The sequence below is a fragment of the Gibbsiella dentisursi genome (assembly GCF_039539505.1).
Lineage (GTDB): Bacteria > Pseudomonadota > Gammaproteobacteria > Enterobacterales > Enterobacteriaceae > Gibbsiella > Gibbsiella quercinecans.
Window position 1 is genome coordinate 1,698,023 of the sequence record NZ_BAABDG010000002.1, and the last position, 18,626, is coordinate 1,716,648.

Sequence of the window (18,626 nt, forward strand, 5' to 3'; positions counted from 1 at the left end):
GAGAACACGATGAACGTCATTGATCTGAACGCCGATCTTGGCGAAGGCTTCGGCGATTACACCATCGCCGACGATACTGCGCTGATGGGATTAATCTCTTCCGCCAACGTGGCCTGCGGTTTCCATGCCGGTGATGCCACCATCATGGCCAACAGCGTGCGGATGGCCAAAGAACGACAGGTCGATTTGGGCGCACACGTCGGCTTCCCTGATCTGCTGGGTTTTGGCCGCCGCCGCATGCAAATCGATGTTCCCACGCTGGCGAACTACGTGACCTATCAGTTAGGCGCCCTGGCGGGCTTTGCGCAGGCCGCCGATTACCCGATGACCCACATGAGTTTCCACGGTGCGTTGGGCAACATGGCCGCGGAAGATCCCGCGCTCGCCCTGCCATTGTTGAAAGCGGTCAAGGCGTTTGACGCCAATTTAATCATTAGCACCACCGCCGGCAATGCGGTTGAACATGGCGCACGCGAGCTGGGCTTTAAAGTCGCCACCACCTTCCTGGCCGATCGCGCTTACGATCGCCACGGCATGCTGGTGCGGCGCGGCCTGCCCGGCGCGGTGATCCACGATGCGCAGCACATCAGCCGGCGGGTCACCCGCCTGTTGACCGATGGCACGGTGGAAAGCATCGAGGGCGAAACGCTGGCGATGCCGGTCACGTCCATCCTGTTGCATGGCGACACGCCGGGCGCGCTGACACTGGCGCAGCAAATACGCCATGATATCGAAGCGATGGGCGTGAAGATCGTCCCTATTTCACGGCATTCGCGATGATGTACGGGGAACCATAAGGCAGCCTTATTGCCACACAGGCTTTCTGTCTTATCTCACCCACAGATTACTGGTTACAGTCCATTTATAGCTTTTTTCCCGTTTGCCTTACGCGCAAATGGCCGATCATTCAGGGGAGTTACTATGCCATTTTCAGATTATAAAACCGCGTTGGTCACCGGCGCTTCCGCCGGCCTGGGTGAAGCCATTGTCGAACGTCTATGTAAGGAAGGGATCACCGTGCACGCCGTGGCCCGGCGCCAGGAACAGCTGGCGGCCCTGGCAGAACGCACGGGTTGCATCCCGCACGCCGTGGATATCTCCGATACCCAGGCCGTAGCCCAGCTGTGCGAAGGGTTGGAAATCGATATTCTGGTTAACAACGCCGGGGTTTCACGTTCCGGCTCGCTGCTTGATTCCGACGAAGAGGGCATCGACAGCCAGGTTGACGTCAACCTGCGCGCGGTGCTGCATTTAACCCGCCTGTTGGTGCCTGGCATGGTCAAACGTGACCGCGGCCATGTGATCAACATCTCTTCCATTGCCGGCGTGTACAACTTCAACGGCAATACCATTTACCACGCCACCAAAGCCGCGGTGCACATGCTTTCGCGCCAGTTGCGCATCGACGTTTACGGCAAGCGTGTACGCGTTACCGAGATCTGCCCTGGCCGCGTCGCAACCGATATTTTCGGCAACGTTTGGGGCGACGCGGAAGAAGCGCGCAAGCGGTTTATTGATGGTTTTGAGCTGCCGCAGGCTTCCGACGTGGCCGATGCGGTGGCGTTCAGCATCGCCGCCCCTATCGCCGTTAATATCGGCCATATTGAACTGACGCCGACTCTGCAGGTGCCTGGCGGGCTTTCGACCATGCGCCCTGATGATGCAACCCTATGATAACAGGGCATTGGCACCGTTAATGGAGAGGGAATGGTGATGAAAAACACGTTTGATTTTAACGCCATCTTGCAAGGGCAGTACGGTGAGATGCTGTTGTCCGGCATCAAGCTGACGCTGGAGCTGGCACTGGGCTCCTGGCTGCTGGCGATGGCGTTGGCCATGCTGTTGGTGGTGCTGCGCCTGGCGAATAAACGGCTGGCGACGGCCTTTGTGGCGGTTTACGTGTCTTATCACCGCAATGTGCCGACGCTGGTCCAACTGATGATGTGGTATTTCGCCATTCCCACCCTGCTGCCGGAGTCTTTGCAGATGTGGTTGAGCGATTACAACACCGAGTTTGTCTTTTCGCTGATTGCTCTGGGGCTTTGCCAGGCGGCTTACTTCTCTGAAGATATCCGCAGCGGGCTGCGCGCCATTCCCGATGGCCAGACTGAAGCGGCGCGGGCGCTGGGCATGGGCCACATCCGCGCCATGCAACTGGTGATCCTGCCGCAAGGCATTCGCAACGCGCTGCCAGCGCTGATCAACCACACCGTGCTGCTGTTTAAAAACACCAGCCTGGCGATGGTGATTGGCGTGGCGGAGCTGACCTATGCAACGCGAGAGGTTGAAAACTACACGTTCCGCACGTTTGAAGTTTACCTGCTCTCTTCGCTCGCCTATCTGGCGTGTTCCCTGCTGCTGATGGGCATCGGCGCGGTTATGGCTCAGCGTTATCAACGCGCTCTGGAGAGGTAACTATCATGCTGGATTTCTTCTCGATTATTCATCAAAACTGGATGCTGTTTCTGATCGGCCAGTACCCGAACGGCCCAATGGGCGGCATTGTCTGCACCTTGCTGCTGTCGCTGCTCGCGATGCTATTTTCCTTTCCGATCGGTGTGTTGCTGGGCATGGCGCGCATTTCCCCTTTCCGCTGGTTGCGCTACCCGGCCACCGCCTGGGTGTATGTGCTGCGCGGCATCCCGCTGATGATGGTGGTGTTCTGGACTTATTTCTGCGTGCCGCTGCTGCTGGGCCACAACATTGATGGTTTCGCCACCATGCTGTGCACCCTGGTGGTTTATGAAAGTGCCTATATCGCTGAAATTGTCCGCGCCGGCATCCAGGCGCTGCCTTCCGGCCAGTATGAAGCGGCGCGTGCCATGGGCATGAGCTATCTCAAGGCTTTTCGCCTGATCCTGTTGCCGCAGGCGCTGTATAACATGCTGCCCAGCCTGATCAGCCAGCTGGTTTCCATCATCAAGGACAGTACCCTGGGCTACGTCATCAACGTGCAGGAACTGACGTTCGCCGCCAACCAGGTCAACAACCAGCTGCTGACCAAGCCCTTCGAGGTATTTGCCATCGTGGCGCTCAGCTACTACATCATTTGTTTTAGCCTGACCTGGCTGGCGAACCGCCTGGAGCAGCGTATTGCCCGTAAACGCCTGAATTCGGCGCCTGCTGGCGCGGCCAAAGCCGCCCTGTTGTCCTCAACGTCTTAATATAAAAGGAATATCTTTATGATTCCGATGATTATGTTTAACCAGGTCAATAAATGGTACGGCGATTACCAGGCGCTCACCGATCTCAGTGCGGAAATCAAAAGCGGTGAAGTGGTGGTGGTTTGCGGGCCTTCCGGCTCCGGTAAATCCACGCTGATCCGCACCGTTAATCGCCTAGAGCCGATCGAGAAAGGCCAGATCCTGTTTGACGGCCACGATATTCACGGTTCCAGTACCCGCCTGAACCAGTTGCGCACCCGCATCGGGTTTGTGTTCCAAAGCTTCAACCTGTTTCCGCACATCACGGTGCTGGAAAATATCATGCTGTCGCCGGTAAAAGTGCTGGGGCTGCGCCGTGCGGAGGCACGCAAACAGGCGATGGCGCTGTTGGAGCGCGTCGGCCTGGAGCACAAGGCCGATGCCTACCCCGCCCAGCTCTCCGGCGGCCAACAGCAACGCGTCGCCATTGCGCGGGCGCTGGCGATGAAACCGCCGGTGATGTTGTTTGATGAGCCCACCAGCGCGCTGGATCCGGAAATGGTGGGCGAAGTGCTGAACGTCATGCGCGATCTGGCGCAGGAAGGCATGACCATGATGTGCGTTACCCACGAAATGAATTTTGCCCGTGAAGTGGCCGATACCATTTGGTTCATGGACGCCGGCAAGATCCTGGAACAGGCGCCGCCGGAGCAATTCTTCACCCGGCCGCAACACCCCCGGGCACAGCGTTTTCTGGCCGATCTGCGCCAGCACTGATGATTTAGCCACTGGAGCTACTGACGATGAAAAAACTGAATAAATTGAGTTTAGCCGTGCTGACCGGCTCGTTACTGCTGGGCGCGCTCCCATCCTGGGCGGATATGTTGGCGGACATTCAAGGCCGTGGGGTGCTCAACTGCGGAGTTTACTCCGACGTACCGCCCTTTTCGTCACCCGATCCTAAAACCCGCCAATTGGCCGGCATGGACGTGGATCTGTGCAATGCTCTGGCAAAGCAGATGGGCCTGAAGCTTAACCTGATGCCGGTTTCCGTTGAAGCGCGCATTGCCGTGCTTACCACCGGCCGGGTAGACGTGCTGATCGCTAACCTGGCGTATACCAAAACCCGCGCGGCGCAAATTCAGTTCAGCGATCCGTACTACGTTGCGAAGGAAGTCCTGGTGGTGAAAAGCGCCAACGCCGACAAAACCCGCGCAGATTTCAAAGGCAAACGCATCAGCTCCACCAAAGGCTCCACCTCGGAACAGTCCATCCGCCTGGCCGATGCCAAGCCGGTGACGTTCCAGGACACCGCATCTGCCTATCTGGCGTTGCAGCAGAACAAATCGGTGGGGTTCGTTACCAACAATATGACCGCCGCCAAACTGGTGATGCAGGCGCAAAAAGACGGCGTCAATCTGGCGATCATCAAAGAACCGATGGCGCTGGAGCCCATTGCCATTGGGCTGAAACAAGGGGAGCCGGCGCTACTGGCGAAGGTAAATAGCAGCCTGAAGGCCATGGATGACGCAGGCGAGATCGACCAGATCTGGAACCACTGGATCGGCCCGAACACCGATTACAAAATGGTGCGCGAAGAGAAGGTCCAGCCGCTCAGCAGCCTGAAGTTTGTGCCGTTGGAATAACAACGATCATGGGTGGCGTTACGAATTAACATGCTCTCTGCAGTAGCGGCGTTTCCAGACTGCGGGCGTCAGCCCGGTATGTTTACGGAAGATCTGCCGAAAGTAGCTGATGTCGTTGAATCCACACTGGAGACTCACTTCAGTCAAAGACAGCGAATTGTTGATCAGCAGCTTCTCTGCCGCCAGTACGCGCTGGCGGTGGAGGGCTTCCGTCAGTGTGAGGCGAAAGGTTCGGCGATAGACACGCCCGAGATAATCCGCATTGCAATGCAGCTCTTTTGCCAGCGACGAAGTGGATAGAGGGAGATGGAATTGCGTGCGAATGATCTTATGTGCTCTCCACGCCAGCGCCAGTCCGGGGTTTGCGTTGGTGCTTTCCAGTGGGCCAGGGGCGACAATCTGCTGTAGGATCAGCAACAAAATGCACTCCAGTGCTATGCTGCGGTGAATATTTTCCTGCTCGCTGAGAAACTGGCGAAACAGTGAAATAACGTATTGTGGATCACTCACTTGCTTGTACTGGGGAATACTCAACTGCGCCCGATGTAACCCCGTTTCTGCCAGGCCTTGCAACCAGTCAAAGTGCAGCCAATAAAATTTGAGATCGGCAGGAAATGCCCATTCCCCCACATGGCGATGACCGGGCCTCAGTAGCAAACTCTCTCCCGCCTGTACCCTGAACAGACGTTCGTCTTCGCGGATTTGCAGTTGTCCACGCTCAACAAAAATGATTTCCCACGAGGTCAGCGTGCGCGCGGGATGGCTCCCTACCCCGCGTGAAATGAACAACCCACCATTTTGTACCTGGATCGGAAATGCTATGGATAATTCGAGCATAAATATTCAATTTCCCGCTTTATTAGCAATCATAAAACCCGCCTTGTGATTGATTATTAAATATAAATTCTTTTATCGCTCGATCCAGTTCACATTTTACGAACAAGGTCGGAATTACCCTCTTTTTATACTTTTCTCTTCCCTTGTTGGGCGAAGTATTCCGGGCAGAATAAATCAGTACCTACAAATAAGCCCACACTGATGCGGGCAATAGACTCTGACCCTGATGAGGAGTTTGCGATGACTTCTACCTCTATAACCCAAACCGGGCTGGCGCAGCAGGAAGCGAGTGATGTACTCCCTCTGCGTGAGAAAATCGGTTACGGGCTGGGTGACGCCGGTGGCACGGTGATCACCTGCCTGATCATGAATTTCCTGACATTTTTCTATACCGATGTTTTTGGTCTGACACCCGCGCTGGTCGGGACACTGTTTATGGCGTTGCGTGTATTTGATGCGATATCCGACCCGATTATGGGAATCATTGCCGACCGTACTCAAAGCCGTTGGGGACGTTTTCGTCCGTGGCAGTTGTGGATTGCGGTGCCGATTAGCATTATCGGCGTGCTGACCTTTACTGTTCCTGACGTCAGTATGAACATGAAGATTGTCTGGGCGTTTGGCACCTATCTATTACTTTCTGTCAGCTATACCGCGATTAACGTGCCTTACTGCGCGCTGATCAACACTATGACCAGCCACCATAGTGAAGTGATTTCCTGCCAGTCATGGCGTTTTGTCTTGTGTGGTGTGGCGGGCTTTCTGGTGTCAGTTGGTCTGCCGTGGCTGGTATCGGCCCTGGGTAAGGGTAATGCAGCCCAAGGCTATCAATGGGGCGTGGGGATCCTCTGTACTTTGGCGATGGTGATGTTTCTGTGTTGCTTTTTCTGGGTGCGGGAGCGTGTATCACTCGACATCATGGGGAGATTTACCCTGCGCGAACACCTGGCAGGATTACGTAAAAATGACCAGTTGCTGCTGATGTTGCTGATGTCGTTCCTGCTGATCAATGTCTTCAATATCCGGGGTGGAGGCTACATGTACTTCATCACCTACGTACTAGATGGCAGTACCTCTTACACCTCGCTATTTTTTACGATGGTGACTTTTGCCTCGATTCTTGGCTCAGTGAGTGTCAGCCCGTTGTCAAAACGCGTGGATACCGTCAGGTTGTACTACTGGACCAATATCGTGCTGGCTGCGCTGGCAGTATTAATGTGGTTCCTGCCCACCGGGCCGGCGTGGCAAACCCTCTGGCTGGCGGTGATCCTTGGCAACGGTATTATCCTTGGCTTCAACTTGCCGCTGCATTTTGCGCTGATGGCCTTTGCCGATGATTACGGTGAGTGGAAAACCGGGGTGCGCTCCTCGGGCATGAACTTCGCTTTCAACCTGTTCTGCATCAAACTCGCTTGGGCTTCCAGTGCCGGAATTATCAGCCTGATATTTATCGTCGTTGCTTATAAGCCCGGTGCGGGCAACCAGACGGCGGCGTCACTGTATGGCATCACCAGCATGGAAACCCTGCTGCCTGCCCTGTTTCACTTGCTGTTGGCGTTCACCATACTCGCCTGCAAACTCAATAATCCACTGATGGCGCGGATTGCCAGCGATCTGCGTGTTCGTCATGTTCAGTCTTAAGGGGAACATTATGTCTGTGATGGAAGTCGATCTGCACAAGCTCAAAATTAATGATCCGTTTCTCGGGCAGTATCAGCAACTGGTACGTGATGTGGTGATCCCCTATCAGTGGGATGCACTGAACGATCGTATCGCGGAAGCCGATCCCAGCCATGCAATTGAAAATTTCCGTATCGCTGCCGGATTACAGCTCGGGGAATTTTACGGCATGGTGTTTCAGGACAGTGACGTGGCGAAGTGGCTGGAGGCGGTTGCCTGGTCGCTGTGCCAGCAGCCAGACGCGGAGTTGGAGAAAACCGCCGATGAGGTGATTGAACTGATAGCGGCTGCCCAGTGTGACGACGGGTATCTCAACACCTATTTCACCGTCAAAGCACCGCAGGATCGCTGGACCAATCTCGCGGAATGTCACGAGCTGTATTGTGCCGGACATATGATCGAGGCCGGTGTCGCTTTCTTTCAGGCCACCGGCAAGCGCCGTCTGCTGGAGGTGGTAGGTAAACTCGCCGACCATATCGACAGCGTGTTTGGGCCAGGCGACACGCAGTTGCATGGTTATCCGGGGCATCCGGAAATTGAGCTGGCGCTGATGCGCCTGTATGAAGTGACCCAGGAACCGCGTTATATGGCGCTGGTGAACTACTTTGTTGAACAGCGAGGAACGCAGCCGCATTTCTACGATATCGAGTATGAAAAACGTGGCAAAACTGCTTACTGGAACACTTATGGCCCGGCATGGATGGTGAATGACAAAGCCTACAGCCAGGCGCATAAACCGATTACCGAACAACAAACCGCCATCGGCCATGCGGTGCGTTTTGTCTATCTGATGGCCGGTGTAGCGCACCTGGCAAGACTTAGCCAGGATGAAGCGAAGCGTCAGGACTGCCTGCGCCTGTGGCATAATATGGCCCAGCGTCAGTTGTATATCACGGGCGGCATCGGTTCGCAAAGCAGAGGCGAAGCCTTCAGCAGTGATTACGATTTGCCGAACGATAGCGTCTATGCCGAAAGCTGTGCTTCTATTGGCCTGATGATGTTTGCCCGGCGCATGCTGCAAATGGAAGCCGACAGTCAGTATGCCGATGTAATGGAACGCGCCTTGTATAACACCGTGCTGGGCGGAATGGCGCTGGATGGCAAACACTTCTTCTACGTTAATCCGCTGGAGATACACCCTAAAACCCTCAGGTTTAACCATCTCTATGACCACGTAAAACCGGTGCGTCAACGCTGGTTCGGATGTGCCTGTTGCCCGCCCAATATTGCCCGCGTGCTGATGTCACTCGGCCACTACATCTACACGCCGCGCGAAGATGCGCTCTATATCAATCTTTATGTGGGTAACAGCGTTGAGGTGCCGGTAGGTAAAGAGATGCTGCGGCTACGTATCAGCGGCAATTTCCCCTGGCAGGAGAAGGTGACTGTCGCCATTGATTCGGCGCTGCCGGTTCAGCATACCCTTGCTTTACGCATGCCGGACTGGTGTGATGCTCCGAAGTTAATGCTCAATGGTGTTGAGGTTGCCCAGGATGTGCGCAAAGGTTATCTGCATATTAACCGCCTCTGGCAGGAAGGCGATACGCTAACCCTGTTCCTGCCCATGCCAGTGCGGCGCGTTTACGGTAATCCGCTGGTGCGCCATGTTGCCGGAAAAGTGGCCATTCAGCGGGGGCCACTTATCTATTGTCTTGAGCAGGCAGATAACGGTGAGGAACTGCACAACCTGTGGTTGCCACAAACCGCGACCTTCAAAACTATTGAAGGCAAAGGGATATTCGCGCACAAAATACTGATTCAGGCCGAGGGAAATAAGCGTACCTCCAGTGCACCAGGAAAACAGTTGCTTTGGCACTATGACCGTTCACCGTCAACCCAGCAGCCACAGACGTTAATCTTTATACCCTGGTTTAGCTGGGCCAACCGAGGAGAAGGTGAGATGAGGATTTGGGTAAATGAAGAATAGAGATTTCTTTTATCGCCAGATTAAGCGGCAACGGGCTTAGCCATTCACATAGACTTTTTATGTCTTTCCATGAGCTGACAAGCTAAATAAGCCCCTGCTGCCTTCCGGCTTATGTTGCCGCGCCGGAGGGGTAAAAGCCTTGTGCGAAGGCGGCTTTCAAATAGCGGCTGAACTCCGCCACCGCCCGTGATACCTGCGGTGTGTAAGGCCGCATCACGTACAGGCTCTCGGCAAAGATCCCGACCGGTTGCCAATCCGGCAGCAGTTCCACGAGCCGCCCGTCGGCAAGCGCTTGCTGGGCCGTAAAGTCCGGCAGCAAGGCGATGCCTAAACCGCTGGCGGCGGCATCGCGGATCGCTTCACTGTTGTTGGTGATAAACACCCCGTTAACCGCCACATTCAGACGCGGGCTTTCTGCCGCCAGGCGGCGGACAAATGCCCACATCGGCTGTTCACCACCGCGTGGGTAGCACAAACACTGGTGTTGTTTCAGCTCAACGGGCGTTTGCGGCACGCCATACTGGCGAACATACGCTGGGGCGGCGACCATCACCGTGCGGGTGGCGCACAGCCGCCAGGCTACGTGGGTTTCCGGCAGTACGTCGCTGTGGCGAATAGCCATATCAAACCCTTCGGTGGCCAGCGAAGCCAAATGGTTTGAAGCATCAAGCTGAATGCGTACTTCCGGGTTGGCATGCAAAAACGCGGTAATATGCGGCACCAGGTGTTGGCACGCAAAGGCGACCGGTGCGGTGATCCGCACCACGCCTCGCAGCGGCCCGCTAGAATCGCACAGGCCGACAAAACTTTGTTTGATCTGCGCAAAAGGCTCGCGCAGCGCACCCACCAGATTTATCCCGGCCTCGGTCAGCCGCACGCTGCGGGTGGTCCGCTGCACCAGCGGAACCCCGGCCTGGGTTTCCAGTTCCTTGATTTTTTGGCTGACCGCCGCTTTGCTCACCTTCAGCCGCTGTGCCGCGCGGGTATAACTGCCCTGCTCGGCCAGCACCGTCAACCAGTGCAGGTGTGTCCAGAGCGATTCGGCTTTTTCATTCATGTTGATTGTTCAGATTTGTAAACAATGAATTCAAATGATAGCGCTTTTTCTGCGCTGACTGCCAACGTAATATGGCCGGGAATTTGCCACTAAAAAGGAAATGAACATGCCATTGCTGATCTTTGAGGTGATTGAGGGCCGTAGTGAACAACAGTTGAAAACGTTGCTGGACGCCGCTCACCGTGCCGTGCTGAGTGCGTTCGAGGTGCCTGAACGCGATCGCTATCAGATTGTTCACGAAAATAAAGCTCACCACATGGTGATTGAAGATACCGGATTGCCGCTGCAGCGCACGCGCGATCTGGTGGTGGTCAGGGTGTTTACCAGCCCACGCAGTGAAGTGCAGAAACAGGCGTTCTACGCTGAGCTGGCCCGAGAACTGCATGACAGCTGTGGCATCAAAGGCGACGATCTGATGGTGTCGATTGTCACCAACGCCAAGGGCGACTGGAGTTTTGGCAACGGCGTTGCCCAATATATAACAGGTGAACTGTGACCCCGTGGCGGTGCTTTGGCACCGCCGCCGGGCAATAACCGGTTATGACTCCGGCTCTTCTTCGTCGTCCGCCAGTTTCTTCGCCTGCTGTTTCATAAACACCACTTCCTGCGGGCTGGACAGACTCACCTGCTGTTCACGCAGCAGCTTCAGGATGTTGAATAACAGTTCGCTCTTGCTGGCGCCCACCATACGCGGGCTGGCGACGTAGCCGGTAACGCTCAGGATGATGCCGTCCGGCCCCAGTTGGCTAAAGCGCACATACGGCGATGGGCTATCCTGAATCGCGTCATAGTCGCGGTAGGCGCTGAGCAGAAGATTGCGCACCTGCTCCGGATCGATATCCGTTGGGAAGGTCAAGGCGATGGTCACCACCCCCTGCGCATTGCCCATCGTCGCGTTGCGCACGTTCTGCGAAATCAACTGCGAATTGGGCACGATCATGGTTGAACGGTCGCTAAGCTGGATTTCGGTGGCGCGCACGTTAATGCGCCGTACGTCGCCTTCAACCCCGGCAATGCTGATCATATCGCCCACTTTCACTGGCCGCTCGGTGAGGAGGATCATGCCAGAGATAAAGTTCTTCACGATTTCCTGCAGGCCGAAACCAATCCCCACCGACAGCGCGCTGACGATCCAGGCCAGATTGTTCCACTGAATGCCCAGCGCCGCCAGCGTCACCAGAATCAACAGCACATAGCCCACGTTGCTGAACAGCGTTACCAGCGATGCGCGGATACCGATATCCATAATGGTCTTTGGCAACAGCTCGTTGCTCAGCCAGCGCTGGGTGATGCGCAAAATATAGATACCGATCGCCAGGCAGATCACCGCGTTAATCAGGTTGCCTGGCACGATATTCAGCTTTTTCAGCCCTTCCCCCGTGAGGATGGCGGCAATTTTTTCCAGCAACGCATTTGGCGTGGTGGTGCCAAACGAACCGTTCACCAGCGAGACAATCATCAGCAGCAGCAAGGAACATTTGGCGATGGCGGTAGTGATAATCGCCATCTGCTCCAGGTGCCGATCGCTAAAGTTAAATGAGCGCTTCAGTGCTTTACCGCTGGCGGTCTGGTTGGAGAACAACGCCGCGCACAAATCGGTGATGCACAGCACCAGGAAGTAGAACGACATCAGAACCAGCGATATCCAGATAATCTGGTAGATCAGGAAGCGGGCAAAGGCGATATAGCCAATCAGCAATGCCGCCAGCACCACCAGTGAAGATGTCAGCACGATAATGTGCACCAAGCCGCCGAGGGTGGAACGTTTGTCCTGGCTATCCCCGCGCAGTTCAATGCGGCGGCGCAGACGGCGCGCACGCAACGGCATTGCCAGCAGCACCAGCGCCATCAGCGTCGCCACCAGCCCATTGCCGAAAATCGTGGTGTTCAAACTGGCGCCGACCACGTTATTCGTCAATTCCACCGTGCCGAACAACAGCGCCAGAACCGATAGCAGCGGCGAGAAGAATCGCATGCCGGCGGCCATTTCATCGTCCAGCGGCGCCAAACGCCAGGACGGGCGGTTGATCGATAAAAATGCCCGCCCCAGCCCGGCGACCAGCGCGCAGAAAATCGCCAGCCGGGTAAAGCTGTCGGTAAAGTCTTGCACCAGCGGTGGGAACGGCGCGGCGCGTGACATCGCCTGATACACCAGATCCAGCGCGATGGTGGTGCCAAACAGGGTAACGAGGACGGTTGCCAGCGCCATAAAGCTGCGGCGCAGGCGGCCGTCAGGCAGGTAGCGGATGCTGAACCAGGCTAAATAACGCTCGGAGAAATAGCGCCCTAACGACCACACCACCACCGCCGCCAGCAACAGCAGGAACGTTCCTGTCCGCCACGTCTCCTGCCAACTGGTCGTCCAGATTTGTATCAACGCCTGGTTGATTTGTTCAAGGCGCCGCAGATCGTCGGCCAGTGGATTGCTGATCGGTTGCCAGAACTGTGCGCCGAGGATGCTGCCGGAGTTGAGCGCCAGTTGGCTTTTAAACGCCACGCGGCGCAGATCGCTGATTTGCTGGCCAAGCGACAGCGCGCTGGTGCGGATGGCCTGCGCACGTTGCACCGCATCATCCAACTGCTTTTTATTGTTGTTAAGCGCATTGCGTTGCTGGAACACCACACGGTTTTCCGCCAGCGCCCCCGGCGCCGGCGTTGGGCCCAGCACGTCCAACTGCGCCTGCAGCTTCTCTTGCAGCGGTTGCAGATCCGTTTCCAGTTGTTCCAGATCCGCCGCCAGCGTCTGCGTGCTTTCAAACAGTTTACTGAGTTGATTATCCGTGGTGGCGTTGGATACCTGCTGTTTGATGCTATCAAGCTCCTTTTGGAAGCTTTTCAACGCAGTGGCGGTATCCGCCAGGCTTTGCTCCGTGGTATCAGCCTGCGCCGCCGATGCGGTTTGGGGGCTGAGCGGCAGCCCAAACAGCAACAAAAGGAGGAACAGGATCTGCAGCGGTCTTCTCATAGGTTTCGGGGCTCAACGGGCAGTTAGCAGGCAAATGAAACAGGCGGGCCGTTGGCATGGCCCGCCTGATTGACAATACTCGCTGATTATAATCTGCGGCGAAGTTAAGGCAATATATCCTGAACGATCGCGGAAATTAACCGACGGCGGGGGTTGAACTTTAGGAACAATCCGGCACGTACGCAGGTTCCACGTCGATAATTTTTAGCTGGCGGCCAGGGCGTGTGCGTGCGGCCACCCAATGGCACCTTGCAGCAGGCGCGTAAGTAAAAACGACAACAATGCGATGGCTGGTAAAATTTTGCGTTGGCCGTACCGACGGCGCGAGAGCGGCTTAGTTCTTTATTCTTTTGCCGGTCGTGAAACGCCAAACAAACAGCACCAATAGCGTGCCGACGGCAAAGGTTAGCGTCAGGCTGGTTAGAAATGCGGTGTTACCCGTGGAGTATTGATAGATTTCATTAACACCGACAGCAATCATGAATAGTGCATATAAAAAGCCGAAAATAAGCATCGTTATTATCCCCTGGTTCAGGTACGGTGAGGAACTTATTGCCACCTCCCTACCGTTAATTGCCTGGCGACAGGGAGGTGGCGTTGGGGTGGACCGTTATCGTTCATTAATCATCCCATTTCGTGCTCATGTAGGCGGCCAACAGGCCCAGTGAGCTGATGAATCCCAAAAATCCAATAAAGAAAGTCATGTTTTCCATTTCTACATCCTCAAAATTAGCTGTTATCGATAAGTACCTCGTGAGTTCATTGTGTGTTTATCCCTCCCTTCTTTGCTGTTAACAACACCCTGGCCTCTGCCGGGGCTTGGAATATGGGGTAGCTGGCTTTGCGGTGATAACCAGGCCGCTCGTTCTGAATTATAAAATAATCCGGATTTATATTTGCCAGCGAGCCCGTAGGTATTTTTCGCGGCCAGTATAAAATAATAAAAAAACGGCTGCCGGATAATCAGGCAGCCGTTTATGAAATATTTAGAAAAGAATAACGATCAGCGGCAGGTTTTATCATGCCGTGGTTTTTTCGGCGCCAGCAGGTAGTCAACCACCGTATCATCCACACAGTGGTCAATGCCATGCAGTGCCAGCGTATGGCCGTCGCGCTCCTGGGTCACCAACGGACTTTTGAACCAACTGGCCATCATGCGCGCGCTGCGATATGGCGTGGCGGCGTCGTAGCGGCGCGCAACGAACAGCAGCGGCGGCAGCGCCGGGGACAGGCGCGGCACATGCGGGCTGTCTTTGCCGCGGTATGGCCACAGATCGCACATTTCCAGCGGGTATTCATGCAGCGGTAAGTAGTGGGTGAAGGTGGCGGTGGTGTTGATCGCCTGGCGTTTGCGGCGCAGCATCTGCTCATCGGCCTCCGGCGTGGCGCTGTCTGCACAGGTAATCACGTTGCGCGCATCTTCCGCATCCGGCGCATAACTTTCATCGATCAGGGTGCTGGCCTGTTCACCGGCCTGGCCGCTGGCGATTTGTTCCAGCACTTGCGCCAGATCCGGCCAACGTTGAGGCCACAGTAATAAGGCGCGGGTCACGGCAATCACATCGTCGGGGTAAATTTCATAGCCCGCTTGGGTGACGAACGGCGCCGCATGCAGTTTGCTTAACAGCGCATGGAATGCCTGAATGGCGAGATTGGGGTCGCTCGGCAACGGGCAACGGGTGGTCTTGGCGCAAAAGGCGGCAAAGCGCAGGAAGCTTTGCTGGTAGGCACGCTCCTGGCTTATCCGCCGGGTGAACTCATCCTCTGAAATATCCACCACGCCATCCAGCACCAGCGCGCGGGTTCTTTTGGGGAAGCGTTCGGCATACAGCGCCGCCACTTTGGTGCCGTAGGCATAGGCAACGGCGTTAAGCGCCGGTTCGCCCAGTGCGTAGCGTATCGCGTTCAGATCGCTGACCGCTTCTTCCGTGCCGACATGTTGCACTACCTGCGCGCCGGTTTGTTTGATGCAGGCGCTGATCATCGCCCTCACCTGCTTTTCTGCACCGGCGATATCGTTATCATCCAGCGCCGGCGTTTCATCGTCGTCCGCCATCTGACATGAGATCTTTGGCGCTGACTGGCCAACGCCGCGCGGATCATAACCAATCACATCGTAAGATTTACGCAGCTTTGCGATCGCCGGCTCGGCAGGCAGATAGGGGTTAATGCCGGATAACCCCGGCCCGCCGGGGATCATCACCACGCTGCCCTTCTTCTCACCGGTGGCTGGCAGCCGGGTCAACGCCAGGCGCACAACCTCCCCCTTGGCCGGCAGTTGGTTGCTGGCGGTGCCATAGATTAACGGCACGTCCAGATAGCCACACTGCAAGCCAGGCTGCGGCGGCGTATCCTGGAACCAACGCTGAAACATGGCGTTGTGGCACGGTTGCCAGCGGATGCTTCCACCATCGTGAGCCGGCGCCGGTTTGGCATAGGCGGGCAAGCCGGCGGCAACGAAAATAAACAGTAAAACACGCACTACTGACATGACGAATCCTTTCAACGAGAACAACGATCTGAAAAAAGGCCCTGTAATCAGCCTGCCAATAGAACACAAAAAGTCCTTGGGTTGAAGACCATGGCCCCCGGCCGGTCGAAAAATCGTCAACCGCTACGCGCCGAATAACATGCCTTTTTCACGCAAAGCCGCATGGCAGCGCCCGTTCAGCCCGGGTAGATTGCCCCAAATATGATGGCCAAAACTAAGATTATTCTTATTCACACAATGTGTATTGACGAATATGAGAAAATTCTCATTTAATACAGCTTCAACTTGCTAGCTCTGGGTGAACGCTATGGAATACCTGTCACTAGTAATCCTCGTTGTACTGATAGCAGTTGTCATCGTTTCATTTTCCATGTACTGGAAACAAAAAAGAGCTCGGACGCTTTCCACCCTAAAGAAAAGACGATAGCAGTCTGGGTGCGCATGCGAATGCGCCCAAACTGCTATCTCCTCGCCCTTTCACGCCATGCCACCCGTACCCTCTCTGTGAGAGGGTACGAACGGCTTCTGCACCGCTGGTAATAACCCTTGAGTATTATCCTGCTTATTGTTCGACTTTATTCGTATTGGCGATGGCAGCGATAGCTGCATAGAATCGAGGTTATCGGCTAAGCTCATTCGGACAACTGCTAACCGAGTTTACCGGACAGGCAATGCGATTACTTCGATAAGACTGGCCGGGTATCGCCCACCGCCTGTTGGGAAAGAACCTGCGCCGCCCCACGCCAAATGGCTAAGTAAGGTTGATTATGGCACGTACTACCCCCATTGAACGCTACCGCAATATCGGCATCTCGGCGCATATTGATGCCGGCAAAACCACGACGACCGAGCGGATTCTGTTTTACACCGGGGTCAGTCACAAGCTGGGCGAAGTGCACGACGGCGCCGCCACCATGGACTGGATGGCGCAGGAGCAAGAGCGCGGTATTACCATCACCTCAGCCGCCACCACCTGTTTCTGGAACGGGATGGAACACAGTTACCCACAGCACCGGATCAATATCATTGATACTCCGGGGCACGTCGATTTCACCATTGAAGTTGAGCGCTCGATGCGCGTGCTGGACGGCGCGGTGATGGTGTATGACTCGGTGGGCGGCGTGCAGCCGCAGTCGGAAACCGTCTGGCGCCAGGCCAATAAATACCGGGTGCCACGCCTGGCGTTCGTCAACAAAATGGACCGCATGGGCGCCGATTTCTTCCGCGTGCGGCAAATGATGATCGATCGTCTGAAAGCCAACCCGGTGCCGATTGTCATTCCGATCGGCGCCGAAGAGCACTTTGCGGGCGTGGTGGATCTGGTGCGCATGCAGGCCATTTTCTGGGACGATGAAACCCAGGGCATGCGGTTCAGCTTTGAGCCGATCCCACCGGAACTGGTGGGATCCGCCAATGCATGGCGGGAAAAGATGGTCGAAGCGGCGGCCGAAGGCTCGGAAGCGCTGATGGAAAAATACCTTGGCGGCGAAGCGTTGAGCGAGGAGGATATCGTCGCCGGCCTGCGCGCCCGCACCATCGCCGGTGAAATCCAGCCGATGCTATGCGGTTCGGCCTTCCGCAATAAAGGCGTGCAGCGTATGTTGGATGCGGTGATCGAGCTGATGCCTTCACCGCTGGATGTGCCGCCAATGGAAGGCCACGATGAGCGCGACAACATCGTGATGCGCCGCGCCGACGACAACGAAAAATTCTCCGCGCTGGCCTTCAAACTGATGACCGACCCGTTCGTCGGCCAGTTGACCTTTGTGCGCGTCTATTCCGGCGTGCTCGCCAAAGGCAGCAGCGTTTACAACCCGGTGAAAGGCAAGAAAGAGCGCATTGGGCGTATTGTGCAAATGCATGCCAACGACCGTAAAGACGTGGATGAGCTGCACGCCGGCGATATCGCTGCCTGTGTGGGCCTGAAGGATGTCACCACCGGCGACACGCTGTGCGATCCGAACGCCATCATCACGCTTGAGCGGATGGTCTTCCCAGAGCCGGTGATCGCCCAGGCGATCGAGCCCAAGACCAAAGCCGATCAGGAAAAAATGGGCATCGCCCTGCAGCGCCTAATGTCTGAAGATCCGTCGTTCCAGGTGCGCACCGATGAAGAATCCGGCCAGACGCTGATTTACGGCATGGGCGAACTGCACCTGGAGATCATCGTCGATCGCCTGCGGCGTGAATTTGGCGTGGAAACCAATACCGGCAGGCCGCAGGTTTCCTACCGTGAAACCATTCGCCGTAAAGTGGTTGATGTAGAAGGCAAATTTGTTCGCCAATCCGGCGGTAAGGGCCAGTATGGCCACGTGGTGCTGACCGTTGAGCCGAATGAACCCGGCAAGGGCTTCGAGTTTTTCGATGAAATCAAAGGCGGCGTGATCCCGGGCGAATATATCCCGGCGGTGAAAAAAGGCGTTCAGGAAGCTATGAACAACGGCATTTTGGCTGGTTACCCGGTGGTGGATGTCAAGGTGCACCTGACCTTCGGTTCTTACCATGACGTCGACTCCTCCGAGCAGGCCTTCCGTATGGCGGCCATCTTCGGTTTCAAAGAAGCTTGCCGCCAGGCCGAGCCGGTGATCCTGGAGCCGATCATGAAGGTTGAAGTGGAAACGCCGGAGGATTATGCCGGCGGCGTGATGGGCGATTTGTCGTCACGGCGCGGGCAACTGCAAGGGATGGAAGACATTCCCGGCGGCGGCGGCAAAGCCATCCACGCCACGGTTCCGCTGTCGGAGATGTTTGGTTATTCCACCACCCTGCGTTCGATGACCCAGGGCCGTGCCACCTTCACCATGGAGTTTGGCCATTACGCCGAAGCACCACGCAACGTGGCGGAAGAGATCATCAACCACCGAAAACGCTAACCTCCCC

At 55.9% G+C, this 18,626-nt stretch carries 16 protein-coding genes; 10 read left to right on the top strand and 6 right to left on the bottom strand.

Features of this window, described 5'->3' with window-relative positions; all coding sequences use genetic code 11:
• The first annotated feature begins 9 nt into the window (after nt 1-9).
• The 6 genes from ABFX35_RS08165 to ABFX35_RS08190 all read left to right on the top strand — a co-directional run bounded on the left by ABFX35_RS08165 (nt 10) and on the right by ABFX35_RS08190 (nt 4,789).
• Nucleotides 10-780 (top strand): LamB/YcsF family protein, encoded by a 771-nt coding sequence (locus ABFX35_RS08165; protein WP_346080238.1) that lies wholly within the window; start codon nt 10-12, stop codon nt 778-780.
• Nucleotides 781-921: 141 nt separating this feature from the next.
• The gene (locus ABFX35_RS08170; RefSeq protein ID WP_095848679.1) at nt 922-1,674 is read left to right on the top strand and encodes an SDR family oxidoreductase; all 753 of its coding nucleotides are present in this window, start codon (nt 922-924) and stop codon (nt 1,672-1,674) included.
• A gap of 39 nt (nt 1,675-1,713) precedes the next feature.
• Complete coding sequence (locus tag ABFX35_RS08175) at nt 1,714-2,415, top strand: amino acid ABC transporter permease (protein ID WP_095849185.1); 702 nt, start codon at nt 1,714-1,716, stop codon at nt 2,413-2,415.
• A gap of 5 nt (nt 2,416-2,420) precedes the next feature.
• Nucleotides 2,421-3,164, top strand: a complete 744-nt coding sequence (locus ABFX35_RS08180; protein WP_095848678.1) for an amino acid ABC transporter permease — start codon at nt 2,421-2,423, stop codon at nt 3,162-3,164.
• Nucleotides 3,165-3,182: 18 nt separating this feature from the next.
• A complete protein-coding gene (locus ABFX35_RS08185) occupies nt 3,183-3,920 on the top strand; it encodes an amino acid ABC transporter ATP-binding protein (protein WP_121552630.1) in 738 nt (245 codons plus the stop codon).
• Nucleotides 3,921-3,946: 26 nt separating this feature from the next.
• The gene (locus ABFX35_RS08190; RefSeq protein WP_346080240.1) at nt 3,947-4,789 is read left to right on the top strand and encodes an ABC transporter substrate-binding protein; all 843 of its coding nucleotides are present in this window, start codon (nt 3,947-3,949) and stop codon (nt 4,787-4,789) included.
• A gap of 18 nt (nt 4,790-4,807) precedes the next feature.
• On the opposite strand, the gene ABFX35_RS08195 is transcribed toward ABFX35_RS08190, so the two are convergent.
• The gene (locus ABFX35_RS08195) at nt 4,808-5,626 is read right to left on the bottom strand and encodes a helix-turn-helix domain-containing protein (RefSeq protein ID WP_346080242.1); all 819 of its coding nucleotides are present in this window, start codon (nt 5,624-5,626) and stop codon (nt 4,808-4,810) included.
• Between the two features lie 240 nt (nt 5,627-5,866).
• Between ABFX35_RS08195 and ABFX35_RS08200 the strand changes: the two genes are divergently transcribed.
• Together ABFX35_RS08200 and ABFX35_RS08205 are read left to right on the top strand one after the other, a co-directional pair.
• Entirely contained in the window at nt 5,867-7,267 is a 1,401-nt protein-coding gene (locus tag ABFX35_RS08200) for an MFS transporter (protein ID WP_279022863.1), read from the top strand.
• Nucleotides 7,268-7,277: 10 nt separating this feature from the next.
• The gene (locus tag ABFX35_RS08205; protein WP_346080244.1) at nt 7,278-9,233 is read left to right on the top strand and encodes a glycoside hydrolase family 127 protein; all 1,956 of its coding nucleotides are present in this window, start codon (nt 7,278-7,280) and stop codon (nt 9,231-9,233) included.
• A gap of 109 nt (nt 9,234-9,342) precedes the next feature.
• Here the strand turns inward: ABFX35_RS08205 and ABFX35_RS08210 are convergent, their stop codons facing one another.
• Nucleotides 9,343-10,290: a LysR family transcriptional regulator gene (locus ABFX35_RS08210; RefSeq protein WP_346080246.1), complete on the bottom strand. Its 948-nt coding sequence runs from the start codon at nt 10,288-10,290 to the stop codon at nt 9,343-9,345.
• A gap of 106 nt (nt 10,291-10,396) precedes the next feature.
• Between ABFX35_RS08210 and ABFX35_RS08215 the strand changes: the two genes are divergently transcribed.
• The gene (locus ABFX35_RS08215; protein ID WP_279022828.1) at nt 10,397-10,786 is read left to right on the top strand and encodes a tautomerase family protein; all 390 of its coding nucleotides are present in this window, start codon (nt 10,397-10,399) and stop codon (nt 10,784-10,786) included.
• A gap of 42 nt (nt 10,787-10,828) precedes the next feature.
• Here the strand turns inward: ABFX35_RS08215 and ABFX35_RS08220 are convergent, their stop codons facing one another.
• From ABFX35_RS08220 to ABFX35_RS08235, 4 genes are all read right to left on the bottom strand, one after another.
• The gene (locus tag ABFX35_RS08220; protein WP_346080248.1) at nt 10,829-13,255 is read right to left on the bottom strand and encodes a DUF3772 domain-containing protein; all 2,427 of its coding nucleotides are present in this window, start codon (nt 13,253-13,255) and stop codon (nt 10,829-10,831) included.
• A 334-nt stretch (nt 13,256-13,589) separates the two neighbouring features.
• On the bottom strand, nt 13,590-13,769 hold the full coding sequence (locus tag ABFX35_RS08225; protein WP_346080250.1) for a hypothetical protein: 180 nt from the start codon (nt 13,767-13,769) through the stop codon (nt 13,590-13,592).
• Between the two features lie 106 nt (nt 13,770-13,875).
• Nucleotides 13,876-13,968, bottom strand: a complete 93-nt coding sequence (mgtS, locus tag ABFX35_RS08230) for a protein MgtS (protein ID WP_145957824.1) — start codon at nt 13,966-13,968, stop codon at nt 13,876-13,878.
• 290 nt (nt 13,969-14,258) lie between these two features.
• Complete coding sequence (locus ABFX35_RS08235) at nt 14,259-15,746, bottom strand: alpha/beta hydrolase (RefSeq protein ID WP_346080252.1); 1,488 nt, start codon at nt 15,744-15,746, stop codon at nt 14,259-14,261.
• Nucleotides 15,747-16,513: 767 nt separating this feature from the next.
• Here ABFX35_RS08235 and fusA point away from each other — a divergent pair.
• The gene (fusA, locus tag ABFX35_RS08240; RefSeq protein ID WP_279022832.1) at nt 16,514-18,619 is read left to right on the top strand and encodes an elongation factor G; all 2,106 of its coding nucleotides are present in this window, start codon (nt 16,514-16,516) and stop codon (nt 18,617-18,619) included.
• The last annotated feature ends 7 nt before the right edge of the window (nt 18,620-18,626 follow it).